The organism is Pseudomonas sp. NPDC008258 (assembly GCF_042956345.1).
Lineage (GTDB): Bacteria > Pseudomonadota > Gammaproteobacteria > Pseudomonadales > Pseudomonadaceae > Aquipseudomonas.
Genome location: NZ_JBIBGE010000013.1, coordinates 1 through 23,340 on the forward strand (window position 1 = coordinate 1; position 23,340 = coordinate 23,340).

Annotated in this window: 25 protein-coding genes; 6 read left to right on the forward strand and 19 right to left on the reverse strand. The window is 62.9% G+C overall.

Annotated elements, in window-relative coordinates; genetic code table 11:
- Nucleotides 1–121 precede the first annotated feature (121 nt).
- The gene (locus tag ACFY9W_RS12515; RefSeq protein WP_391130466.1) at nucleotides 122–547 is read right to left on the reverse strand and encodes a DUF2269 family protein; all 426 of its coding nucleotides are present in this window, start codon (nucleotides 545–547) and stop codon (nucleotides 122–124) included.
- 146 nt (nucleotides 548–693) lie between these two features.
- The gene (gene ilvA / locus ACFY9W_RS12520) at nucleotides 694–2,208 is read right to left on the reverse strand and encodes a threonine ammonia-lyase, biosynthetic (RefSeq protein ID WP_391130469.1); all 1,515 of its coding nucleotides are present in this window, start codon (nucleotides 2,206–2,208) and stop codon (nucleotides 694–696) included.
- Nucleotides 2,209–2,343: 135 nt separating this feature from the next.
- Between ilvA and rpiA the strand changes: the two genes are divergently transcribed.
- Nucleotides 2,344–3,018: a ribose-5-phosphate isomerase RpiA gene (gene rpiA, locus ACFY9W_RS12525; protein ID WP_016502110.1), complete on the forward strand. Its 675-nt coding sequence runs from the start codon at nucleotides 2,344–2,346 to the stop codon at nucleotides 3,016–3,018.
- Nucleotides 3,019–3,121: 103 nt separating this feature from the next.
- Here rpiA and ACFY9W_RS12530 read toward each other — a convergent pair whose 3' ends face one another.
- The 4 genes from ACFY9W_RS12530 to ACFY9W_RS12545 all read right to left on the reverse strand — a co-directional run bounded on the left by ACFY9W_RS12530 (nucleotide 3,122) and on the right by ACFY9W_RS12545 (nucleotide 7,302).
- Entirely contained in the window at nucleotides 3,122–4,024 is a 903-nt protein-coding gene (locus ACFY9W_RS12530; RefSeq protein WP_391130472.1) for an SdiA-regulated domain-containing protein, read from the reverse strand.
- Nucleotides 4,025–4,113: 89 nt separating this feature from the next.
- Nucleotides 4,114–5,031 (reverse strand): SdiA-regulated domain-containing protein, encoded by a 918-nt coding sequence (locus ACFY9W_RS12535; RefSeq protein WP_391130475.1) that lies wholly within the window; start codon nucleotides 5,029–5,031, stop codon nucleotides 4,114–4,116.
- A gap of 182 nt (nucleotides 5,032–5,213) precedes the next feature.
- Complete coding sequence (locus ACFY9W_RS12540; protein ID WP_391130477.1) at nucleotides 5,214–5,879, reverse strand: fumarylacetoacetate hydrolase family protein; 666 nt, start codon at nucleotides 5,877–5,879, stop codon at nucleotides 5,214–5,216.
- Nucleotides 5,880–5,904: 25 nt separating this feature from the next.
- On the reverse strand, nucleotides 5,905–7,302 hold the full coding sequence (locus tag ACFY9W_RS12545; RefSeq protein WP_391130480.1) for an FAD-linked oxidase C-terminal domain-containing protein: 1,398 nt from the start codon (nucleotides 7,300–7,302) through the stop codon (nucleotides 5,905–5,907).
- A gap of 171 nt (nucleotides 7,303–7,473) precedes the next feature.
- On the opposite strand from ACFY9W_RS12545, the gene serA reads away from it, so the two are divergent.
- Nucleotides 7,474–8,703: a phosphoglycerate dehydrogenase gene (serA, locus tag ACFY9W_RS12550; RefSeq protein ID WP_391130483.1), complete on the forward strand. Its 1,230-nt coding sequence runs from the start codon at nucleotides 7,474–7,476 to the stop codon at nucleotides 8,701–8,703.
- 164 nt (nucleotides 8,704–8,867) lie between these two features.
- Here the strand turns inward: serA and ACFY9W_RS12555 are convergent, their stop codons facing one another.
- A complete protein-coding gene (locus ACFY9W_RS12555) occupies nucleotides 8,868–9,344 on the reverse strand; it encodes a DUF4399 domain-containing protein (protein ID WP_391130486.1) in 477 nt (158 codons plus the stop codon).
- A gap of 222 nt (nucleotides 9,345–9,566) precedes the next feature.
- On the opposite strand from ACFY9W_RS12555, the gene ACFY9W_RS12560 reads away from it, so the two are divergent.
- Nucleotides 9,567–10,055 carry a transporter substrate-binding domain-containing protein gene (locus tag ACFY9W_RS12560; RefSeq protein WP_391130489.1) on the forward strand — a complete coding sequence of 163 codons (489 nt, stop codon included), beginning with the start codon at nucleotides 9,567–9,569 and terminating at the stop codon, nucleotides 10,053–10,055.
- Between the two features lie 122 nt (nucleotides 10,056–10,177).
- Here the strand turns inward: ACFY9W_RS12560 and ACFY9W_RS12565 are convergent, their stop codons facing one another.
- Together ACFY9W_RS12565 and ACFY9W_RS12570 are read right to left on the reverse strand one after the other, a co-directional pair.
- Nucleotides 10,178–10,681 (reverse strand): 2-thiouracil desulfurase family protein, encoded by a 504-nt coding sequence (locus tag ACFY9W_RS12565; protein ID WP_391130492.1) that lies wholly within the window; start codon nucleotides 10,679–10,681, stop codon nucleotides 10,178–10,180.
- Nucleotides 10,668–11,300: a 2OG-Fe(II) oxygenase gene (locus ACFY9W_RS12570; RefSeq protein ID WP_391130794.1), complete on the reverse strand. Its 633-nt coding sequence runs from the start codon at nucleotides 11,298–11,300 to the stop codon at nucleotides 10,668–10,670. The genes ACFY9W_RS12565 and ACFY9W_RS12570 overlap by 14 nt, the downstream gene beginning before the upstream one ends.
- 113 nt (nucleotides 11,301–11,413) lie before the next feature.
- Between ACFY9W_RS12570 and ACFY9W_RS12575 the strand changes: the two genes are divergently transcribed.
- On the forward strand, nucleotides 11,414–12,166 hold the full coding sequence (locus ACFY9W_RS12575; RefSeq protein ID WP_105947244.1) for a DUF2059 domain-containing protein: 753 nt from the start codon (nucleotides 11,414–11,416) through the stop codon (nucleotides 12,164–12,166).
- Here ACFY9W_RS12575 and ACFY9W_RS12580 read toward each other — a convergent pair whose 3' ends face one another.
- Nucleotides 12,167–13,093 (reverse strand): alpha/beta fold hydrolase, encoded by a 927-nt coding sequence (locus ACFY9W_RS12580; protein ID WP_391130495.1) that lies wholly within the window; start codon nucleotides 13,091–13,093, stop codon nucleotides 12,167–12,169.
- A gap of 217 nt (nucleotides 13,094–13,310) precedes the next feature.
- Here ACFY9W_RS12580 and ACFY9W_RS12585 point away from each other — a divergent pair, with 217 nt between their 5' ends.
- A complete protein-coding gene (locus ACFY9W_RS12585) occupies nucleotides 13,311–13,880 on the forward strand; it encodes a DUF6436 domain-containing protein (RefSeq protein ID WP_391130498.1) in 570 nt (189 codons plus the stop codon).
- On the opposite strand, the gene ACFY9W_RS12590 is transcribed toward ACFY9W_RS12585, so the two are convergent.
- A complete protein-coding gene (locus ACFY9W_RS12590) occupies nucleotides 13,859–14,425 on the reverse strand; it encodes a maltose acetyltransferase domain-containing protein (RefSeq protein ID WP_391130501.1) in 567 nt (188 codons plus the stop codon). The genes ACFY9W_RS12585 and ACFY9W_RS12590 overlap by 22 nt on opposite strands.
- 86 nt (nucleotides 14,426–14,511) lie before the next feature.
- On the opposite strand from ACFY9W_RS12590, the gene ACFY9W_RS12595 reads away from it, so the two are divergent.
- Nucleotides 14,512–16,875: a penicillin acylase family protein gene (locus ACFY9W_RS12595; RefSeq protein WP_391130504.1), complete on the forward strand. Its 2,364-nt coding sequence runs from the start codon at nucleotides 14,512–14,514 to the stop codon at nucleotides 16,873–16,875.
- Between the two features lie 132 nt (nucleotides 16,876–17,007).
- Here the strand turns inward: ACFY9W_RS12595 and ACFY9W_RS12600 are convergent, their stop codons facing one another.
- From ACFY9W_RS12600 to ACFY9W_RS12635, 8 genes are all read right to left on the reverse strand, one after another.
- A complete protein-coding gene (locus tag ACFY9W_RS12600; RefSeq protein ID WP_391130507.1) occupies nucleotides 17,008–17,880 on the reverse strand; it encodes a transporter substrate-binding domain-containing protein in 873 nt (290 codons plus the stop codon).
- Nucleotides 17,877–18,650, reverse strand: a complete 774-nt coding sequence (locus tag ACFY9W_RS12605; protein WP_391130510.1) for an ATP-binding cassette domain-containing protein — start codon at nucleotides 18,648–18,650, stop codon at nucleotides 17,877–17,879. Before ACFY9W_RS12605 ends, ACFY9W_RS12600 begins: the two co-directional genes overlap by 4 nt.
- Entirely contained in the window at nucleotides 18,647–19,306 is a 660-nt protein-coding gene (locus ACFY9W_RS12610) for an ABC transporter permease subunit (RefSeq protein WP_391130513.1), read from the reverse strand. Before ACFY9W_RS12610 ends, ACFY9W_RS12605 begins: the two co-directional genes overlap by 4 nt.
- Nucleotides 19,287–19,952 carry an ABC transporter permease subunit gene (locus ACFY9W_RS12615; protein WP_391130516.1) on the reverse strand — a complete coding sequence of 222 codons (666 nt, stop codon included), beginning with the start codon at nucleotides 19,950–19,952 and terminating at the stop codon, nucleotides 19,287–19,289. The genes ACFY9W_RS12610 and ACFY9W_RS12615 overlap by 20 nt, the downstream gene beginning before the upstream one ends.
- Nucleotides 19,953–20,217: 265 nt before the next feature.
- Nucleotides 20,218–21,003 carry a MetQ/NlpA family ABC transporter substrate-binding protein gene (locus ACFY9W_RS12620; RefSeq protein WP_016502129.1) on the reverse strand — a complete coding sequence of 262 codons (786 nt, stop codon included), beginning with the start codon at nucleotides 21,001–21,003 and terminating at the stop codon, nucleotides 20,218–20,220.
- Between the two features lie 175 nt (nucleotides 21,004–21,178).
- On the reverse strand, nucleotides 21,179–22,009 hold the full coding sequence (locus ACFY9W_RS12625; RefSeq protein WP_391130520.1) for a sigma 54-interacting transcriptional regulator: 831 nt from the start codon (nucleotides 22,007–22,009) through the stop codon (nucleotides 21,179–21,181).
- A 64-nt stretch (nucleotides 22,010–22,073) separates the two neighbouring features.
- The gene (locus tag ACFY9W_RS12630; RefSeq protein WP_391130523.1) at nucleotides 22,074–22,655 is read right to left on the reverse strand and encodes an alpha/beta hydrolase; all 582 of its coding nucleotides are present in this window, start codon (nucleotides 22,653–22,655) and stop codon (nucleotides 22,074–22,076) included.
- Between the two features lie 283 nt (nucleotides 22,656–22,938).
- On the reverse strand, nucleotides 22,939–23,340 hold the full coding sequence (locus tag ACFY9W_RS12635) for a biopolymer transporter ExbD (RefSeq protein WP_012274719.1): 402 nt from the start codon (nucleotides 23,338–23,340) through the stop codon (nucleotides 22,939–22,941).

Consider the following 23,340-nt stretch of genomic DNA (forward strand, 5'->3'; position numbering starts at 1 on the left):
GTCTCCCACGGTCTGTACTGCGCTAACAGTCAGAAGCTGGCTTTGTCCCTCCTCCTCCCTTCAAGTCTAACCATACAAGCTGGCTTGCCGGCGATGGGCTGCAAAGCAGCCCCAAATTCCATCAGACTGGTTTTGCCCCCATCAGCCCGGCAATCGACAGGAAGCAAACCCCGCTGAACACCGCCAGCGCCAGGGTAAAGCGCAGCCCCACCTCTTCAGCCTTGCGCAGCCGGTTCAGCCTTACCACCAGCCACCAAACGGCAAACGCGCCAAAGGTATAGATGACGCTGGACGCCAGCACCCAGGTCTGCCCCAGCGGCCAGCCGACAAGATGCACCAGCCACCAGCCGGTGAACGGCATGCTGACCAGGCACAGGCCCATCACCAGCCAGACGAACACCAGCGGCCGGCGCAGCAGCTTGGCGTAGGCCTGGGCATCACCTTGCCGGCGGGCACGCACGGTCCAGATAACCAGGCCAAGGGCGCCCAGCAGCAGCAGGGCGGTGGCGATGATGTGCGGGGTTTTCAGGGTGGTCAGGTGTTCCATGTCACTGTGTCCTTGAGCAGGCCATTTCGTGCTGGCTTCTTCGCGGGCTTGCCCGCTCCCACAGGGACATCACACGCCTGAGGCCTGCGCAGTACCTGTGGGAGCGGGCAAGCCCGCGAATAGGCCCTAAGGCCTAGCTTAGCCGCTCAGCCCAGGAACAGCTTGTAGGCCGGGTTTTCGGTTTCGTCCCAGTACGGGTAGCCAATCTTGGCCAACGCTGCCGGCACCAGGTGGCGCTCATCCTCCGGCACCTGCAACCCCGCCACCACGCGCCCGTCAGCCGCGCCATGGTTGCGATAATGGAACATCGAAATGTTCCAGCGCCCGCCCAGCTTGTTAAGGAAGTTGAACAACGCCCCCGGCCGCTCGGGGAACTCGAAGCGCAGCACCATCTCGTCGCTGGCACCGGCCGAATGACCGCCGACCATATGGCGAATATGCAGCTTGGCCAGTTCGTTGTCGGTCAAGTCGGTAACCGGGAAGCCCTGCTCGGTCAGGTGCTGCACCAGCGCCGCTCGCGGGTCGCTCTCCGGGTGCGTCTGCACGCCGACAAAGATGTGCGCTTCGTCCGAGGTGTGCTTGCGGTAGTTGAACTCGGTGATCTGCCGCTTGCCGATGGCTTCGCAGAAGGCTTTGAAGCTGCCCGGGCGCTCGGGAATGGTCACGGCGATGATCGCCTCGCGCTTTTCACCCAGCTCGGCACGCTCGGCCACATGGCGCAGGCGGTCAAAGTTGACGTTGGCACCGGAGTCGATGGCCACCAGGGTCTGCCCGGCCACGCCGTACAGTTCAACGTACTTCTTGATGCCCGCCACGCCCAACGCGCCGGCAGGTTCGGTGATCGAGCGGGTATCGTCGTAAATATCCTTGATAGCCGCGCAGATCTCGTCGGTACTGACGGTAACGACTTCATCCACATGGTGACGGCAGATATCAAAGGTGTGCTGGCCGATCTGGGCCACTGCTACGCCATCGGCGAACAACCCGACCTGCGGCAGCACCACGCGCTCACCCGCCGCCATGGCCGCCTGCAGGCAGTTGGAGTCGTCCGGCTCCACGCCGATCACCTTGATCTCCGGGCGCAGGTACTTCACGTAGGCGGCAATGCCGGCAATCAGGCCGCCACCGCCCACGGGCACGAAGATGGCATCCAGCTGGCCAGGGTGCTGGCGCAGGATTTCCATCGCCACGGTGCCCTGCCCGGCAATGGTGTGCGGGTCGTCGTAGGGGTGAACGTAGACAAAACCCTTTTCGTCCACCAGCTTCAGTGAATACGCCAGCGCCTCGGGGAACGAGTCGCCATGCAGCACTACCTTGCCACCGCGTGACCGCACGCCTTCGATCTTGATCTCAGGGGTGGTCTTGGGCATCACGATTGTGGCTTTTATGCCCATCTCACGCGCCGCCAGGGCCAGGCCCTGGGCGTGGTTGCCGGCCGAGGCGGTAACCACGCCACGGGCCAGCTCCTCCGGGCTCAGCTGGGCCAGCTTGTTGTACGCCCCACGGATCTTGAACGAGAACACCGGCTGCAGGTCTTCGCGCTTGAGCAGAATCTGGTTGCCCAGGCGCTTGCTCAGCTGCCCGGCGCTCTGCAGCGGGGTTTCGACGGCAACGTCATAGACGCGCGAGGTGAGGATCTTCTTGACGTACTGTTCGAGCATCGGGAACGCATCACTGGGCCGCGGGACAAGGGCTGGGAGTCTACCCCAGCGCTACGTCGGGCGACCACAGCAAAGCCGCCCAAGCCGTTATACTAGGCAACTTTGAAAACCGCCCTGCCCCTTTTCGGAGCCCGCATGACCCAGGACCAACTCAAACAGGCCGTCGCCCAGGCCGCTGTCGACTTCATTCTGCCCAAGCTGGATGAAAAGAGCGTCGTCGGCGTCGGTACCGGTTCGACCGCCAACTTCTTCATCGACGCCCTGGCTCAGCACAAGACCGCCTTCGACGGCGCAGTCGCCAGCTCCGAAGCCACCGCCCAGCGTCTGAAGGGCCATGGCATCCCGGTCTATGAGCTGAACAGCGTCAGCGAGCTGGAGTTCTACGTGGACGGTGCCGACGAGAGCGACGCGCACCTGAACCTGATCAAGGGCGGCGGCGCAGCCCTGACCCGCGAGAAAATCGTCGCGGCCGTGGCAAAGACCTTCATCTGCATCGCCGACGGCAGCAAGCTGGTACCGGTGCTGGGCGCCTTCCCGCTGCCGGTCGAAGTGATCCCGATGGCCCGCAGCCACGTGGCCCGCCAGCTGGTGAAGCTGGGCGGTGATCCGGTTTACCGTGAGGGCGTGGTGACCGATAACGGCAACGTGATCCTCGATGTGCACAACCTGCAGATCACCAACCCGGTGGAGCTGGAAGCGCAGATCAATGCCATTGTTGGCGTGGTGACCAACGGCCTGTTTGCGGCGCGGCCGGCGGATCTGCTGCTGCTGGGTACCGCTGAAGGTGTGAAGAGCCTGAAGGCCGAGTAACCTTCTTCGCGGGCACGCCCGCTCCCACAGGTACTGCACAGGGTCTGAAACCTGTGGCATACCTGTGGGAGCGGGCGCGCCCGCGAATAGGCCCTCAAATCCATCAATCAGCCGGCTGCTTGAACACATAGAACAGGTTCGGCTCACTGACCATGTAAATGGTCCCCGCTTCATCCATCGCAATCCCCTCCGCCTGCGGCACTGTCGCCTGCAACCCCTGGAAACCCTTGCGCAACGACAAGGTACTGAGCGGCCGGCCCTTTACATCCAGCTCCAGCACCAAACGCGACTCGTCCGACAGCGCCAGCAAATGCCCGCTGCGCTCATCGAACTGCAAGCTCGACAAATCCCGCACAAACAGCCGCGCATCACGCTTGCGGTCCTGCACCACATGCACGGCATAAGGCTTGTCCGGGTTGTCATGCGGGAAGCCGTGCACCTCATAGATCAGCATCGGGTCACGCTCCTTGGCCACGAACAGGCGCTTACCCGCCGAATCGTAGGCCAGGCCCTCAAAGCCCTTGTTGCCGTTCAGGCCGATGCCCAGGCTGAGCTGCTCGGCATCGCCGGCATCGAGGAACATCGTGTCGTCTTCCAGGCGCACGCGAATCAGCCGCTGCTGACGCTCATCGGTGATCACGTAGCTGTTCGGCCCAACGTACTCGACGGCTTCCGGGTCGCCGAAACCGGTCAGCGGTACGCGGCGCAGGATGCGGCCGTCCAGCGACAGCTCGATCAGCTCCGAACGGGCGTTGGTGACGGTGAACAGGGTCTTGCGGTCGGGGTCGTAGGTCAGCGCCGAGATGTCGTCATCCAGCCCTTCGACCGCCTTGGCCTCCACCACCACCCGGTAGCGGTCCAGGCCAATGCTCTGCTCGGCGGGCTGCCACCAGGTCTTCAGGTTGAACCAGCCACGCTCGAACAGGCGAAACTCCTGCCCGGCCCAGCCAAGCAGGAGCAGGCCGAGAACGGCAAGTATCAGAAACAGACGAACAAAACGGCGCATAGGGCAGACTCGACACAGGGATGGCGAATCTAACCATTAACGGCTGAAGCAAAGCTTAATGCCAGCGTCAGGCAAATCTGAAGGTGCTGTCAGTTTTTCTTGAAACGATAGAACAGCGCCGGCTCGCTGACCATGTACAGGTTGCCCTTGTCGTCCATGGCCACGCCTTCAGCACGCGGGATGGTGTCTTCAAGCCCGTTGAAGCCGCCCAGCAAGGTCATGAAGCTGACTTGCTGACCCTGTTCGTCCAGCTCCAGCAGCATGTTGGAGTCGGCCGAAAGCACCAGCAAGTGGCCAGTACGCGGGTCGACGCCCACCGCCGAGAGGTTGCGCAAGTCGAGTTCATCACTGGGCAACGGCTGTTTTTCACCCTTGAGCGGGCTGCGGCCATCGCTGTTCCAGGTGTAAAGCTTGGGCGGGCGCTCCTCGCCGATGATCAGGCGCTGACGCAGTGGGTCCCAGGCCACCGCTTCGAAGCCTTTATTGCTTTTCACCGACGGGCCCAGGTCGTGGCTCTGGAAGTCGTCGTGGTTCAACGAGGTGGTCTGTGCATCCACCTTGACCACGGTCAGATCATGCAGGCGCTCGTCGGTGATGGCCAGGTAGCCGTCTTCCAGCACGGCGACGCCTTCCGGGTTGCTCCAGCCGTTGAGCGGGATCTTGCGCAGTACATCGCCGTCCAGGCTCAGCTCGACCAGGATCGGGTTCTTGCCCATTACCGCGAACAGGGTACGGGTACGCGGGTTGAAGGCTAGGTCCGAGGCTTCGTCGTCGTCCATGCCCGGCAGTGGCTTGGCATCGATGTCCACCTGGTAGTCCGGCAGCCACACGCTTTCACTGCGCTCGGCAGTGCTTTCGAAGCTTTCTTTTACCCACAACGCGCCACGGTCATCCCAGTGCATGGCAACGGCCACGCCATAGCCGATCACCGCCGCCACGGCCAGGCCGAAGGGCCAGCGCAGGTAGAAGCGACGCTTGGAGGTTGCCGGGGCGGAGGGTGATGGCATGCGAGGTTCCTGGGGAAATGGGCGTAGGTGCGCGCATTATCCGGATAGGGTGTGAAAAATCGGTAAACGGGTCTGGCCTCTTCGCGGGCACGCCCGCTCCCACAGGAACCGCGCAACACTCAAGGGCGGCGCTGTACCTGTGGGAGCGGGCGCGCCCGCGAAGAAGCCAACCCGGTCTTGAATCAGAGCACCCGGCTTTCGAAGCGGCTTACACCCGGCAGCTCCAGCACCAGCTCATCCCCCACATTGAACGGCCCCACACCCGCCGGGGTACCGGTGAGGATCACATCCCCCGGCTGCAGCGAGAAATGCGCCGCCATGTACTGGATCATCGGCACGATCGGGTTCAGCATCATCGCGCTGTTGCCGTCCTGGCGCACTTCGCCGTTGACGGTCAGGCGCACCGGGATATCGGTCACGTCCTCGAAGCTGCCAGCCGAGACAAACGGCGGCAACACGCAGGCGCCATCAAAACTCTTGGCCAGTTCCCACGGCAGGCCCTTCTCTTTCAGCTTGGCCTGTACGTCGCGAAGGGTCAGGTCCAACGCCGGGGCATAACCGGAAATGGCGTCCAGCACCTCTTCTTCAGTCGGGTGGGCCGACAACGGCTTGCCCAGCAGCACGGCGATTTCCGCCTCATAGTGCACCGAACCACGCTCGGCCGGGATCTTGAAGCCACCCTCGGCCGGCACCACGCAGCTGCCCGGCTTGATGAACAGCAGCGGCTCGGTGGGGATCGGGTTGTCCAGTTCCTTGGCATGCTCGGCATAGTTACGGCCGATGCACACCACCTTGCCCAGCGGGAAGTGAATGCGCGTGCCGTCTACGTACTGGTGCTGGTAACTCATGGCCGACTCCTCTGGATACTGCTTTTTATTCAGGAGCGAAGATCTTACCCGGATTCATGATGCCGTTAGGGTCGAACACGGCCTTTATTGCCTTCATGCAGGCGATTTCTTCGGGCGAGCGGCTGTAGCCCAGGTAGTCGCGCTTGGTCATGCCCACGCCATGTTCGGCCGAGATCGAGCCGTTGTAGCGTTTGACGATGTCGAACACCCACTTGTTGACCTTGGTGCACGAGGCAAAGAAGTCATCCTTGCTCATGTGTTCGGGCTTGAGGATGTTCAGGTGCAGGTTGCCGTCGCCGATATGGCCGTACCACACCACTTCGTAATCCGGGTAATGCTCTGCGACGATGGCGTCGATATCCCGCAGGAACGCCGGCACTTTCGACACAGTCACCGAAATGTCGTTCTTGTATGGCGTCCAGTGCGAGATGGTCTCCGACAGGTATTCGCGCAGTTTCCACAGGTTTTTCAGCTGGGTTTCGCTCTGGCTCATCACCCCGTCCAGCACCCAGCCCTGCTCGACACAGTGCTCAAAGGTAGCCAGGGCTTCGTTGGCCACTTCTTCAGTGCTGGCCTCGAACTCCAGCAGCGCATAGAACGGGCAATCGGTCGCAAACGGTGCCGGCACATCGCCGCGCGCAAGGATCTTGGCCAGGCCCTTGTCGGAAAAGAACTCAAAGGCGGTCAGGTCCAGCTTGCCCTGGAAGGCATGCAGCACCGGCATGATCGAGTCGAAGTCAGGCGTGCCCAGCACCATCGCCGTGAGGTTGCGCGGTGCCCGGTCCAGCCGCATGGTGGCCTCGACCACGAGCCCCAGCGTGCCTTCGGCGCCAATGAACAGCTGACGCAGGTCGTAGCCGGTGGCGTTCTTGATCAGGTCTTTATTCAGTTCCAGCAATTCGCCCTTGCCGGTGACCACTTTCAACCCGGCGACCCAGTTGCGGGTCATGCCATAGCGAATCACCTTGATGCCGCCAGCATTGGTACCGATATTGCCGCCAATCTGGCTTGAACCGCTGGAAGCGAAATCCACCGGGTAATAAAGGCCCTGTTCTTCGGCGTAGGCCTGCAACTGCCGAGTGATCACGCCTGGCTGGCAGACCACGGTGCGGTCGAAGGCATTGAAGCCGAGAATCTGGTTCATGTAGTCGAAGGAAACGACAACCTCGCCATTGGCCGCCACGGCGCCGGCAGAAAGGCCGGTACGCCCGCCAGAGGGCACCAGCGCCACCCTGTGCGCATTAGCCCAACGCACAATCGCCTGCACCTGCTCTACTGTCTTGGGGAACACGATGGCGCTGGGCGCCGGCGGGTAATGCTTGGTCCAGTCCTTGCCATAGGCCTCAAGGGAAGCCGCGTCAGTCAGGACCTTGCCAGGGTCGACAAGGGTCATCAGTTCTTCAATTACAGCGGGGTGGGTCATCGCTGGAACTCTCGACTTATTCATAGTCACCCTGAGCACTCTTCACCTGTCGGGATAAGCTCAGATTGTGTCGCGTATGCTAGCATAGCCCTCCCGCTGTTCATGCTAAGGCTGCCCTCGCGCCTGGCATCACCCCTCGCCATTTTTTCTCCGGGATACAGGTTTACGCAGATGAGCAAGACTTCTCTCGACAAGAGCAAGATCCGGTTCCTTCTTCTTGAAGGTGTGCACCAGAACGCAGTCGATACCCTCAAGGCTGCCGGCTACACCAACATCGAATACCTCACTGGTTCGTTGCCGGAAGCCGAGCTGAAGGAAAAGATCGCCGATGCCCACTTCATCGGCATCCGTTCGCGCACCCAGCTCACCGAAGAGATCTTCGACTGCGCCAAGAAACTGGTCGCCGTTGGCTGCTTCTGCATCGGCACCAACCAGGTAGACCTGGAAGCGGCCCGCGAGCGCGGTATTGCCGTGTTCAACGCGCCGTACTCCAACACCCGTTCGGTAGCCGAACTGGTACTGGCCGAAGCCATCCTGCTGCTGCGCGGCATCCCTGAGAAAAACGCCTCCTGCCACCGTGGCGGCTGGATCAAGAGCGCGGCAAACTCGTTCGAAATCCGCGGCAAGAAGCTGGGCATCGTCGGCTACGGCTCGATCGGTACCCAACTGTCGGTCCTGGCCGAGAACCTGGGCATGCAGGTGTACTTCTTCGACCCGCTCACCAAGCTGCCACTGGGCAACGCCGTGCAGGTCACCAGCCTGAACGAGCTGCTGGGCCTGGCCGACATCGTCTCGCTGCACGTGCCTGAGCTGCCATCCACCCAGTGGATGATCGGCGAGAAGGAAATCCGTGCAATGAAGAAGGGCGCGATCCTGATCAACGCCGCCCGTGGCACCGTGGTCGAGCTGGACCACCTGGCTGCCGCCATCAAGGACAAGCACCTGATCGGCGCCGCCATCGACGTGTTCCCGGTCGAGCCGCGCTCCAACGACGAAGAGTTCGAAAGCCCGCTGCGCGGCCTGGACAACGTGATCCTCACCCCGCACATCGGTGGCTCCACCGCCGAAGCCCAGGCCAACATTGGCCTCGAAGTGGCCGAGAAGCTGGTCAAGTACAGCGACAACGGTACCTCGGTGTCCTCGGTCAACTTCCCGGAAGTGGCCCTGCCGGCCCACCCAGGCAAGCACCGCCTGCTGCACATCCACGAAAACATCCCAGGCGTGCTCAGCGAGATCAACAAGGTCTTCGCCGAGAACGGTATCAACATCTCCGGTCAGTTCCTGCAGACCAACGAGAAAGTCGGCTACGTGGTAATCGACGTTGACGCCGAGTACTCGGACCTGGCGCAAGAGAAACTGCAACAGGTCAAGGGCACCATCCGTTCCCGCGTACTGTTCTAAGTTTTCTTGCTGCAAAAAAAGGGAGGCCCTGGTGGCCTCCCTTTTTTTGCCTGTGACATCGGCATCGCCTGCTTCGCGGGCTTGCCCGCTCCCACAGGAATCCCGCAAACCCGAGGCTTACGGGATTCCTGTGGGAGCGGGCGAGCCCGCGAAGAATCCAACGCTTACTTCACGTCGACAGTAATCTTCTTCGACTCGACGCTTGGCTTGAACGGCACGTGATACTGGTCACCCAGAATCAGTTGCAGCGTGTGCTTGCCTGGCGTCAGGGTAATGCTGGTTTCGGTCTGTGCTTTACCGAAGTGCAGCACCTGCGGCCCGGCTGGCAGTGCGGTGCCGGCCTCTGGCATCAGGCTGGTCGGCAGTGGCATGTCGGCAACAGGCTCTTTGTCCACATCCACCAGCAGGTGGTGGTGCCCGGTGTGCGGGGTCTGGTCACCGGCAGGCTTGAGGCCCATACCCTCGATGCCGAACTTGACGGTGAAGGTCTTGTCGACTGTTGCACCATCGGCGGGGGAAACGATGAAGACCTTGGCCTCCTTGGGCGGCTCCTGGCTCTTCAGGGCGTCCGCAGCAACGGCAAAAACCGACGCTCCCATCAGCAGACCGGCAACGGCAGCACGCGAAAATAGGCTGTTCATTCACTTCTCCTGTGATTCACTTAATGACCGCTGCCGGTGTCCAAAAGCAGCGGTAGTTCACCTTAGTTGAAATATCCGCCAAGGTGTTCACATTGTCTGACAGAAATATTTCGGTCATGGTTAAACATTGCCGAGGCTTCAAGGTCATAGGCTGCGCTCGATCACGGCGAGGAAGAAAGCCGTGACGAAAGTTACTCATCTGCTGAAAGAAAAGGGGCATTCATGCGTTCGACCATAGGGGTACTGCTGGCAGTACTGATCAGTCCATTGGCCCAGGCGGAGCTGATAGACGAAGTCGCCGACCGGGGCGAACTGCGCATTGCCGTGCAGCCTGACAACTCGCCGTACGCCTTCAAGCAAGACGATCGCCTGACGGGCTTCGACATCGAATTTGGCCAGGACCTGGCCCGGGAACTGGACTTGCGCGCCGAGTTCGTCGAAAGCCCTGCTGCTGAGGTATTGAGCGGTGTCGAGAGTGGGAAGTACGACATTGCGCTCACGCCATCGACTGATGCGCCAAAAGGTGACGGCCCGCTCGATGTGAGCCTGCCGATTGGCGAAAAGAAGCTGGTGATTCCGTTCCAGAAGGACAACCCGGCGTTCGAGAGCGCGGTGAACAATGCGCTGCAACGGCTGAAAGACAGTGGCCGCACGGCCGAGCTTGAGCAGAAGTGGTTCAAGGGTGTGCAGGAGACTGCGGCCGGGCAGTAAATTATCGAGTGCCTGTCCCGGCCTCTTCGCGGGCACGCCCGCTCCCACAGGATCACCACATGATTCGAGACCTGTGCAGTACCTGTGGGAGCGGGCGCGCCCGCGAAAGGGCCGGGACAGGCTTAAACTGAAAGCCCAGCCAGCGCCCGCTGCGCCTCTTCCAGCTCCAGCTCACTGAACACCAGCACCCCCGCCCGCCGCAGCAACGCCGTGGTCACCCCTTCCCCCGCCACCTTCACACCACTGAACGTGCCGTCATAGGTCAACCGGTTGCCACACGAAGGGCTACCCGCCTTCAGCACCGCCACGCCAATGCCATGCCGCCGCACCAGCTCCAGCGCCAACTGCGCCCCGGCCAGAAACTCGGCACTGACGTCCTCGCCGGTCACGGTAATCACCTGCGCGCCGCCATCCAGCACCTCACCGCCCTGCCCGCCCGGGATCTCCGCAGGCGGGCGCGGCGTCGGCAAGCCACCGGCTACCTCCGGGCACAACGGCACCACACGCCCTTCGGCCTGCCACTGCTGCAACAGGTCGGGGTGGCCACTGGCGCGGCCGTCATAACGCACCGGCTGCCCCAGCAGGCAGGCGCTGACCAGCACCTTGGGCAGGTCAGAACGGGTCATTGCCACGGCGCCGGAACCAGCCGGTCAACGACAGCCGCTCACGCCCGGCCGGCAGCACCTCGTGGGGCACCTCACCCGACAGGAACACCACCAGGCAACCCGCCACCGGGTCGACGTCGTGCTCTACGCCCTCTGCGAGGAACATGCGCAACTGGCCACCGTCTTCTGGCTGCCAGCCTTCATTCAGGTACAGCACGGCCGACACCATACGCCGGTCATCGTCGCGAAAACGGTCCAGGTGCCGGCGATAGAATGCCCCCGGTGGGTACAGGGCAAAGTGGCTTTCGAAGTCTTCCAGGCCCAGGAACAGGCCCTGGTTGATGGCCAGGCGCAACTGGTCCATGGCCACCAGGTACTGGTCGCAGGCCTCTGCCTGCCCAGGGTCGATCCACTGGATCTGATCGCCGCGGATGGCCTCGCGCACCTCCTGGGCAACCCCGCGCCCAACCCCTGCCGGGTTGAGTTCGCCTTCGGCATCACGGCGCCGGCATTCGGCCGCCAGCGCGCGCACCAGGTCAGCAGGCAAAAACAGCGCCTGCTGGGACCAGCCATGGGTGGCCAGATCGTCGACGACGGCCGCAAACATCGGGTGTTCGGGGGAATTGTGCATGGCGCGCATCATATCCATTAGCCATGCCGGCGCACAGCGCCACTTGGCCGAGAAATACGCGGATATCTCGACAAACCGGCGCCGGGCCAAGGACAATAGCCGTCTGCCGACAGGAGTCCTGAATGCGCCGTCTGTTTTCCCTGATTCTGCTGATGATCTGCACCATGCCTGTCTGGGCAGACAACCTGGATCAACTGTACAAGGCCGCCGGCTGGCCCGACCAGCGCGCCCACTTCAACGATGCCCTCACCGCCGCCCAGGCGCGCTACCGCAACAGTTTGCCACCCGCCGTGTACCAGGCGCTGGTCAACAACAGCAACCAGCGCTTCCAGGCCCAGGCGGTAGACCGTCGCGCCCAGGCGCAGCTGCGCGCCACGCTGGCCAACCCGGCACCGGCCCTGGCGTTCTTCCAGTCGCCGCTGGGGCGCAAGGTGGTGGCAGCCGAGCTGAAGGCCACACGCAAGGACGAGCTGGCCAAGAATGCCAAAGGCCTGCCGAAGATCCAGGCCAGCGACGACCGCCTGCTGGTCATCGGCCACCTGGCACAAGCCCTGCCCGCGCGTGAGGCTGGTGCCGAAGTCAGCCTGGCCATCGCCGGCGTGGCAGCCGACAGCCTCAGTTCGATGATCCCCGGCCTGTTTGGCGGCGGCCAGGCCCAGGGCCTGCTCGACGGCCAGCGCCAGCGCCTCATGAACCAGATCGGCGAAGACCTCAACAACACCCTGCTGTACGTCTACCGCGACCTGTCCGACGCCGAGCTGGAAGAGTTCGCCACCTTTGCCGAGTCGCCCGACGGCAAGGCGTACTACCAGGCTGCCCTGGCCGCCGTGCGCGCCGGCCTGGCGGTTGGCCAGAGCAGCAACGACCTGAAGTGATCAACCCAGGCGCTGGTCGATGAAGTCGAAATAGCGCTGGCGAATGCCCGGCAGCTCGTTGGCCAGGTGGTGGCGGGCCTCGGGCAGCATCAATATCTGCGGCTCGGCAAACTTGGCCTTAAGCACTTCAAGGTTGTAGGGCCAGTCCACCGTGCCATCGGCCTCCCCCTGCACGATCAACGGCCGCCGCGAGCTGCGCGGCGCGGCCTCGATGCGCTTGACCCAGGCGATCAGTGCGCCCACCCAGGCGGTAGGCAGGCGCCGCGGTTGCAGCGGGTCGGCCTCCAGGAATGCCAGGAAGCCCGGGTCGTTGGTGTTTTCGCTGAAGCGCCGTTCGATACCGTTCACGAAGTGACGCAGCACGCGGTAGCTCAGTTTCGACCAGCGCCAGGAGCAAGGCCTCACCAACGGTGCCAACAGGATGACCTGCCCGTCGATCGGGCTGCGCACACCTTGGTGCAACAGGTGATCCACCGCAATGGCACCGCCAGTGCTCTGCCCGCACAGGTGCCAAGGGCGCGGCAGGTGCAGCGTGAGTGCCTGGTCGAACAACGCCTCCAGCACCTGCTGGTACACCGCGAAATCACTGATGCTGGCCCGTTCGCCACTGGACAGGCCGTGGCCGGGCAGGTCGCAGCTGATCACCGCGAAACCCTGCTTGAGCGCCCAGTCGATCACATGCCGATACAGGCCCATGTGGTCGTAATAGCCGTGCAGCAGAAACAGCGTCGCGCTTGGCTGTTCGGGTAACCAGGCCTGCCCGACCAGGTCGAACCCCGCCGCCTGGAAACTGCCCAGCCAGCTTTGTGCCGGCAAGTTCAGGCCGTAGAAGCGCTGGTAGTCCTGCGCTTCGGCCGTCAACGGTTGGCGAGCGCTCAACGGCGCCAGGCGGCTGCGCAGGTGGTCGGGGTGAAAAGCAGCGGGCATCGAGCACATCCACATTGATGCAATGTATTGATCTGGAATCTTCAGCTCTGGCCGGCGTCATGGCAAGCTTGGGCTATGTGTCACCTGTACTGGCCCTATCGCCGGCAAGCCAGCTCCCACAGGTTATCCTCCAGCCTGAGGTCAGCGGATAACCTGTGGGAGCTGGCTTGCCGGCGATAGGGCCAGTGAGCCCACCACAAGATATCCGCGGACATCCATGCAGACGCGACTCGTCAAACCAATCTTGATTGCCCTTGCCCTGCTGCTCTGCGCCGCTCTGCTCTGGCAGGCCTACACCACCTTCCAGGCCCGCTACCTGCGCCCGTTCGACAACCAGGCCACCCTGTTCGACGGTAGCCAGCTGCAACTACCCGCCGAACTCGCCGGCCCCGGCCCAATCCGCGTGGTGCACTTCCGGGACCCGTCCTGCCCCTGCAACGTCGGCAACCAGCAACATCTAAGCGACCTGGTCAGCCAGTTCGCCGACCAGGGCGTAAGCTTCCATGTGCTGCAAAAGCCCGGCAGCCACGGCCAGTTGCCCGCCAACCTCACCACCCTCAAGCCCCTCGCCAGCCTGCCAGGCAGCGAGCACTTGCCCGCCTCCCCGGCAGTAGCCATCTGGGACAAACAGGGCCACCTCGCCTACTTCGGCCCGTACAGCGAGGGCGCGGTGTGCAACGCCAGCAACAGTTTCGTCGAGCCCATCCTCAAGGCCTTGCTCGACGGCCGTCAGGTCAGCGCCTCCAATACCCTGGCGGTCGGCTGTTATTGCCCTTGGGCGGGCTGACGCACCCGCGCCGGGTTACCCACCACTGTCGCACCAGCCGGCACATCCCGGGTCACCACACTCCCGGCCCCCACCACTGCGTTGTCGCCAATGCTCACCCCCGGCAGGATGATCGCCGCGCCACCAATCCACACGTTGTTGCCGATGGTCACCGCCCGCCCACTCTCCAGCCCGCTGCGCCGCAGGTCCGCGTCCAGCGGGTGGTCGGCGGTGTAGATCTGCACATTCGGGCCAATCTGGCAGTCGTCACCGATCCGCACCGGCATCACGTCGAGGACCACGCAGTTGAAGTTCATGAAGGTATTGCGGCCAACGCTGATGTTGTAGCCGTAGTCGCAATAGAACGGCGGGCGGATCACCGTGCCTTCGCCAACCTGGCCGAAGTGCTCCCGCAACAGCCCATGGCGTGCGTCGTTGAGCAGTTCGACGCTGCTGTTGTAGCGGTGCATCCAGTGTTTGTTGGCGATCTGCTCGGCCTGCAACTCAGGGCAGCCAGCATGGTAGAGCTGGCCTGCAAGCATCTTCTGTTTTTCGCTGAGTGACATGGAATCTCCTTCCCGGGGCTATGCTCTGTTCGCGAATCCGCCGATGATCGGACCACATTTTCTGCTTTGACGCACAAGGAGTCTGCATGAAACGCAGCCTGACCCTGTTGGCCGTGGTGGTTGCCGCGGCCGCCGGCGCCGGTTACTGGTACGTGCAGGGCAAGCTGCCGCAGCGCGAGGGCGAGGTGGCCATGGCCGGCCTGCAGGCGCCGGTCAGCGTGCGCTACGACGCCCGCGGCGTGCCGCACCTGCAAGCGCAGAACGAGCCAGACCTGTACCGCGCCCTGGGCTACGTGCATGCCCAGGACCGGCTGTTCCAGATGGAAATCATGCGCCGCCTGGCCCGTGGTGAGCTGGCCGAGGTGCTGGGCGACAAGCTGCTGCCCACCGACACCCTGTTCCGCAGCCTGCGCATTCGCGAACAGGCCGCGCTGATGGCCAGCCGGCAGGACCCGCAGTCGCCGGCCTGGCAGGCCCTGCAAGCCTACCTCGACGGGGTCAACAACTGGCAGGCCAGCCACCCCGAACCCGTGGAATTCGACCTGCTCGGCATTACCCCACGCCCGTTCACCGCCGAGGACACCCTGAGCATCGCCGGCTACCTTGCCTACAGTTTTGCCGCCGCGTTCCGCACAGAACCTGCGCTCACCTACATCCGCGACCAGCTTGGCCCCGATTACCTGGCCATCTTCGACCTCGGCTGGCAGCCCGAGGGGGCGCTGGGTACGCCACTGGCCGCTGCCGACTGGCAAAGCCTGGAAGCCCTCGCCCGCCTCAGCCATGAAGCGCTGGGCGAAGCCGGCATCCCACAGTTCGAAGGCAGCAACGCCTGGGCCATTTCAGGCAGCCATACCCGCAGTGGCAAGCCGCTGCTGGCCGGCGACCCGCACATCAGCTTCGCGGTGCCTGCAGTGTGGTACGAAGCCGAACTATCGGCGCCCGGCTTCAACCTGTATGGCTACTTCCAGGCGCTGAATCCGTTTGCCCTGCTCGGCCACAACCGCGACTTCGGCTGGAGCCTGACCATGTTCCAGAACGACGATGTAGATCTGGTTGCCGAGCGCACCAACCCGGCCGATGCCAACCAGGTCATGGTCGACGGCAAATGGCAGGCGCTGGAGAAGACCGAACAGCAGATCGCGGTCAAAGGCGAAGCACCGGTCACCCTCAGCCTGCGCCGTTCCCCTCACGGCCCGATCGTCAACGACGTGCTCGGCGCCACGGCCGGGCCTACGCCCATCGCCATGTGGTGGGCGTTTCTGGAAACAGAAAACCCGATCCTCGAAGGCTTCTATCAGCTTAACCGCGCCGACACCTTGGGCAAGATGCGCGAAGCTGCGGCCAAGGTCCATGCGCCGGGGCTGAACTTTGTCTGGGCTAATGCCCGGGGCGATATCGGCTGGTGGGCCGCGGCCCAGCTCCCCATCCGCCCTGATGGCGTCGACCCGGCGTTCATCCTCGACGGCGCCAGCACGCAAGCCGACAAGCGCGGCTTCTACCCCTTCAGCGTCAACCCGCAGCAAGAGAACCCCGCGCGTGGCTATATCGTCTCGGCCAACTACCAGCCGCCGGCAGCGGTGCCAATACCGGGCTACTACAACCTGCCCGACCGTGGCCGCCAGCTCGACCGCCAGCTGGCCAACCCTGAGGTGAAATGGGATACGCAGAACAGCCAGGCCTTGCAACTGGACACCGCCAGTGACCACGGCCCGCGCACCCTTGCACCGCTACTGGCAACCCTGCGCTCGGTGGCCGAAGGTGACGAAGAGAAGGAACTGGTAGAGCAACTGGCCGCCTGGCGCGGCGACTACCCGCTGGACTCGACCAGCGCCACGCTGTTCAACCAGTTCCTGTTCGAGCTGGCCTTCGCGGCCCTGCATGACGAACTGGGCGACACCTGGTTCCCGGTACTGATCAGCACCCGCGCCATCGACGCCGCCTTGCCCCGCCTGGCGGCGGATGCCGATTCGCCCTGGTGGAACACCCGGGGTGGCAACCAGCGCACTGGCCGAACGGAGGTGGTGCGCACGGCGTGGCAGGCCAGCCTGAAGCACCTGCGCGACACCCTGGGCAGCGACCCGGCCAGCTGGCAGTGGGGCAAGGCGCACACCCTGACACACAACCATCCACTGGGTGTGAAAAAGCCGCTTAACCTGCTGTTCAACGTTGGCCCGTTTGCCGCGCCTGGTACCCACGAGGTGCCGAACAACCTGTCGGCGAAGATCGGCCCGGCACCTTGGCCGGTGACCTATGGGCCATCTACGCGGCGGCTGATCGACTTTGCCGATGCCGGGCAGGCACTGACCAGCAACCCGGTTGGGCAGAGTGGCGTACCGTTCGACCGGCACTATGCAGACCAGGCCGAGGGGTATGTGCAGGGGCAGTATCAGCGGGCACAGATGGGGGTGATACCGGCGCAGAGTACCTTGCGATTAGTACCCGGCGAGTGACCCAGAGGGCTGCTGCGCAGCCCATCGCCGGCAAGCCAGCTCCCACAGGTCCGGTGCAGGCCTGAAGACCTGTGAAGTTCCTGTGGGAGCTGGCTTGCCGGCGATGGGCCGCAAAGCGGCCCCATTCAAATTTTATCCCTGCCACTTGCCTCCTTCGACGATCACGCTTTCCGGCTTGGTGTCATCGCTCAGTTCCTTGCGCACATACTGGTCATACAGTTTGAGCAGGAACTTCTCCTCACCCAGCTTGGCCAGTTCGGCGTTCACCCAGTCACGCAGTTCGGTATTGCCCTTCTTCACCGCCGGCGCAATCGGTGCCTCATCACCCAGCAACTGCGGCAGCACGCGGTAGCCCGGGTTCTGCTTGGCCCAGCTGAACAGGATCAGGTTGTCCTGCGCATAGGCATCGCCACGTCCGGTAGCCAGGGCTTGCAGCGACTCGCTGTTCTTCTCGAACTTGAGCAGCTTCCACTCCGGGTGGTTTTTGGTCAGCCAGATGTCAGCCGTGGTGCCGGTGGTAACGATGATGGTCTTGTCGGCCAGGTCATCCAGTTTCTGTACCGGGCTGCCATCAGCGACGATGGCCTGCACGGCAACGCGCAGGTTGGGGTTGGTGAAGTCCACCGCTTCCTTGCGCTCCGGGGTCACGGTCATGTTGGCAAGGATCAAGTCGACCTTGTCGCTCTGCAGGAACGGAATACGGCTGGCAGGCTCCACGGCAACGAACTCGACCTTGTTTTCATCACCCAGCAGGTTCTTGGCCAGGCGCCGGCCAATGTCGGTGTCAAAGCCTACGTAGCGGCCCTTTTCATCGACGAAGCCAAACGGCGGCTTGTCGGTGAACACGCCGACAATCAGCTTGTCGCGGGCCTTGATGGTTTCCAGGTAACTGGTGGCCGGCGATGCGGCCGCAGGCTTGGGTGGCTCCTCGGCCTTGTTGCAGCCGGCCAGCAGGGCCAGGCCGAACAACGGCGCCAGCAGTTTGGTGAGGTTGGCAGTTTTCATGACAGTTCCTTGTGCAGTGTCTTTGGCAGGCTTTCTACGAAGGAGAATTTCTCCAGGAACTGCTGCGCGCGTGCGGTCTGCGGTCGGGTGAAGAAGCTCTCGGGGTCGCCCTGTTCAAGGATCCTGCCGGCCTCCATGAACACGATGCGGTCGGCCACCGCGCGAGCGAAGGCCATTTCGTGAGTAACGATGAGCAAGGTCATGCCGTCGCGGGCCAGGCCCTGGATCACCTGCAGCACCTCCTTGACCATTTCCGGGTCAAGGGCTGCGGTCACCTCGTCGAACAGCATCACTTCGGGGTTCATGCACAGCGAGCGGACAATGGCGATGCGCTGTTGCTGGCCCCCGGACAGCTGCCGGGGGAAGGCATCGCGCTTGTCCAGCAGGCCCACCCGCGCCAGCAGCGCCTCGGCCTGGGCCTGCGCTTCGGCCCGCGCGCGTTTTTGCACTTTCAATGGGCCCAGCAACAGGTTGTCGATCACGCTCATGTGGCCGAACAGGTGATAGCTCTGGAACACCATGCCCACCCGCTGGCGAATGGCGCGCCAGTCGGTGCGCGGGTCGAGCAGCTCTTCCCCGGCCAGCAGCAGGTGGCCGCTGTGGGCCTGCTCCAGGCCATTCAGGCAGCGCAACAGCGTGCTTTTGCCGCAACCGCTGGGGCCGAGGATGACCACCACTTCGCCGGCCGCCACCTTCAGGTCGACGTCCTTGAGCACCTGGTGCTCGCCGAAAAACTTGTTGAAACCCTGGAATTCGATCAATGCGCTCATGAGTGGGCCCAGCGGCGTTCCAGCACGCGCGAAGCGGCGGAAAGCGGATAACAGACAATGAAAAAGAACAGGAACAGGGCGCCGTAGATCAGCACTGACTCGTAGGTGCGCTCGATGATCTGCTGGCCAGCCTTGATCACCTCTACCACGCCGATCAGCACCGCCAGCGAGCTGGTCTTGATGATCCGCGTGTAGATGTTGATGGTCGGCGGGGTCATGCGCTTGAGCGCCTGCGGCAGCAGTACGTAGCCATACAACTGCCAGCCGGCCAGGCCAATCGACAGCCCCGCCTCGCGCTGCCCACGCGGCAGCGAAGCCAATGCACCGCGCACCACCTCGCCCACCTCGCTGGCGCCCCACAGGGCCAGTACCAGCACGGCGCACCAGAAGCTGGGGATGCTCAGGGCAAAGAAAATCGGCAGGCCGAAGAACACCAGGTACAGCCAGACCAGTACCGGGATGGCGCGGAACAGCTCCAGGTAAATCTGCAAGGCAATGTTCAGGGCACGGTTACCCAGTGTTGCCAGCACGCCGTACAGCACCCCACCCAGCGTCGCGAACAGAATCCCCAGCGCCGAGATGGCCAAGGTCTGTGCAGCGCCGCCGGCCAGCTGCGGCAAGGCCTGCAGCAACAATTCAAACCCCGAACTGGCCATGTTGCAGCCTCCTTTCCACATAGCGCAGCAGCAACGAAAGCGGCAGGAACAGCAACACGCAGAGCAAGGTCAGCACGGTGAGCATTTCGTAGGTTTTGTAGTACAGCGCGATGTAGTTCTTGGTGGTGTAGAGAATTTCCGGCACGGCCACCGCCGACACCACGGTGGTTTCCTTGAGCAGGAAGATGAAGTTGGCAAACAGCGCCGGCAAGCTGAGGATGCCGGCCTGGGGCAGCAGCACATGGCGCAGCAACTGGCCCTCGGACAAGCCGATGGAGCGCCCGGACTCAAGCTGGGCACGCGGCACTGCCTCGATGCCAGCCCGCAACACCTCGGTTAGGTAGGCACCGCCCATGAAGGTCATGGTGATGATGGCTGCGCTGAAGCCGGAGATCTTCAGGCCTAGGCTGGGTAATGCGAAGTAGACGAAAAACAGCTGGATCAGCAGTGGCGTGTTGCGTGCCAGCTCCACGTAGGCTTTGACCAAGCGCCACAGGTAGGGGGTGCGCAGCACCAGCAGGGTGGCGTTGACCAGGGCTACCAGCAGGGATGTGGCGATGGCGATCAGGCCGACCTGCAAGGTCACGCCCACGGCCTTGAGGAAGGCGGGTAGCGTGCTGAGGATGAATGCGGTGTCGAGGGTCATGGGTAGAGCAAGTCTGCAGGGTGCGCGTGGGCACAATAACTAGACTCTAATGATCTAAAAACTTTTTAATAAATACCTTTATTGCATATGCATATCACCGACCCTGTGGGAGCGGGCGTGCCCGCGAAGCAAGCGCTGCGGTGCATGGCACCGGCTACGCCGGTGTTCGCGGGCATGCCCGCTCCCACAGGTATTGGCGGCCCCAGAAACAAAAACGCCGACACAAGGGTGTCGGCGTTTGGTTACGCAAAAATCTACAAGCGCATCAGAACGCCGGCAGCACCGCACCCTGGTACTTCTTGGCGATGAATTCTTTAACTTCCGGGCTGGTCAGGGCCTTGGCCAGTTTCTGGATGGCCTCGCTGTCCTTGTTGTCCGGGCGGGCAACCAGGAAGTTCACGTACGGCGAGTCGGCACCTTCGATCACCAGCGCGTCCTTGGCCGGGTTCAGGCCGGCTTCCAGGGCGTAGTTGGTGTTGATCATGTCCAGGTCGACCTGGTCCAGCACACGCGGCAGCATGGCCGATTCAAGCTCGCGGAACTTCAGCTTTTTCGGGTTCTCGGCGATGTCCTTGGGGGTGGCCAGAGCATTTTTCGGATCTTTCAGGGTGATCAGGCCAGCCTTCTGCAGCAGGATCAGGGCGCGGCCGCTGTTGCTGCCTTCGTTAGGGATGGCAACGGTGGCGCCTTCCTTCAGCTCGGACAGGTTCTTGATCTTCTTCGAGTAGCCACCGAACGGCTCGACGTGCACACCGATCACGGTTTCCAGGTGAGTGCCCTTGCCTTCGTTGAAGCTCTTCAAGTACGGCAGGGTCTGGAAGTAGTTGGCGTCCAGGCGCTTCTGGTCAACCTGCACGTTCGGCTGCACGTAGTCGGTAAAGACCTTGATCTGCAGGTCCACGCCTTCTTTGGCCAGGGTCGGCTTGATCAGCTCAAGGATTTCGGCGTGCGGTACCGGGGTAGCGGCAACCACCAGTTTCTCGGCAGCGGCGGCCAGGCCGGAGAACGACAGGGCAGCGGCCAGGGCAGTGGTCAGCAGGGTCTTCTTCATGGTGGTCCTTGTTCTGAATCTGGGCCATCGGCGATGGCGAATCGGGTGCCCAACCGGTTCACCAGCGGGCGTGAGGCGGACAATACCTAGATTTTTTATTCCGTAACAATATCTTTTACTTAGTTGCTTATTCCAAAAACAAACTGCCATCAGTCACTTTGCTTATGAGCAATGTCTAGCGCGCGGTGTTGAGCAAGTCGAGGTCTTCTGGCTGGATCTCTTCGCCATCGTTTACCAGCAAGGCAAAGTGGATGACGTTCTCCAGTTCGCGGGTATTGCCAGGCCAGAAATGCGCTTCCAGCACCTGCTGCGCCGCCTCGCTCACCAGCGGCACTGGCCGCTGCAGGCGTACGCTGTAGATGCCCACGAAGTACTCCGCCAGCGGCAGAATGTCGCCTGGCCGCTCGCGCAGCGGCGGCAGTTCAAGCGCACCCTCACGCAGGTACTGGTACAGGCGTTCGTTGAAGCGCCCCGCTTTTACTACCCGCGCCAAGTCGATGCTGGTCGCGGCCACCAGCCGCACATCCACCGGCTGTGGCTGCTGTGCCCCCACCCGGGTGACTTCGCGGTTTTCCAGGGCTGCCAGCAGCTTGCCCTGGATGGCCAGCGGCAAGTCGGCAATCTCGTCCAGGTACAGCGTGCCGCCGTTGGCCGAACCGAACCAGCCGGCGCGGCTGCTGGCGGTACCGCCATGGCTGCCGGCGCTGTAGCCGAACAGTTCGGCATCGGCGTAAGTGGGGCTGATGGCCGCGCAGTTGACCGACACGAACAGCCCGCCACGGTCGCTGGCACGGTGGATTTGCCGGGCCAGCAACTCCTTGCCGGTGCCGGTCTCGCCACGGATCAGCACGGGCAAGGGTTGCGGCGCCAGGCGCTCAAGGTCCTCACGCAGCTGCTGCGAACGCGGGTCGATGAATACCAAGGCCTTGGCGCGGATACTCAGCGGGCTCTTGTCCAGCTCGGGGAAGGTCAGCAGCGGCTGGCCAAACGGGTTTTGAAACGTCATGACGGACTCCCGCCCCAGGCCTGCTCAGGCCGGGCGTCAGGTAAACGGAAAACAGCAAGGGCTGTCAGGCGCGACGCAGTGCGCGCTGCTCAACCCGGCTCTGCAAGCGGTACAGGTAGGCAAAGCCTTGTTCCCAGCGCTCATGGCCGGACTTGACGTTGATGTGCCCGGCATTGCTCAGCAGCCCTGCCTCGGCGCCCCATGCCTGGGCCAGGTACAGCGCCCGTGGCACGTTCACGGCCGGGTCGTTGTCCGAGCTGACCACCTGGCTGGGGAACGGCAATACATCGGTCGGGATCGGCGCAAAATTGCGCAAGGCAGGCGCGCAGGTGGGCCGCTCGACATCCGCTGGTGCCACCAACAGCGCACCACGCACGCGTCGCAGCAAAGCCGGGCTGGCCTGCGCGGCCCAGTGGGCGACGGTTATGCAGCCCAGGCTGTGGGCAATCAGGATCACCGGCGAGCGCTCGGCGGCAATTGCCTGCTCCAGCGCCTGCACCCAGTCCTGCCGTTGCGGGGTCAGCCAGTCAGCCTGCTCGACCCGTGCACTGTTGGGCAGGGTGCGCTGCCAATGACTTTGCCAATGGTTGTCTGGCGATCCTTGCCAGCCCGGCACAATCAGGTAACGAATTGACTCATTGCGCATGGGGACGCCTCCAGTAAGTTTGCGTGCTTGGAGACAAGTATAGGGAGGGAGTTATATTCGTAAAGGAATAAGAAGCTATTTATTAATAACCAAATAAACATGCCAACACGAATCCTGTGGGAGCGGGCGAGCCCGCGAAACAGGCGACGCGGTGGATGGCACCGGCTCTGCCGGTGTTCGCGGGCGCGCCCGCTCCCACAGGGATCGCGAAAGCAAAAAAAAGGGCCAACCCCTGCCAAGAGATGTGGCCCATAAGCACTTGCCTGAAGAGGGTTGCCGGTTATCAGCGCGCGGTAATCACCGCCAGCTTGCTGATCCCCGCACGTTCGATGGCTGCCATGGCCCGCGCCACTTCGCCGTAGTTCACGCCGTCGTCGGCCTGCAACTGCACGCGCACGTCTGCGTCCTTGTCCTTGGCGGCCTTGAGGTTGGTTTCCAGCAGGTCGGGCTGTATCTGGTCCTTGTTGATGAACAGCTTGCCTTCACCGTCGATACTCACCACCAGTGGGTCCTTCTGCTCCACCGGGGCCACGGCCTCGGTCTTGGGCAGGTTGATGGGGATGGCGTTGGTCAGCAGCGGCGCGGTGACAATGAACACCACCAGCAGCACCAGCATGACATCCACCAACGGCGTGACGTTGATTTCACTGAGGACTTCGTCGCTGTCCTGGGTCGAAAAGGCCAT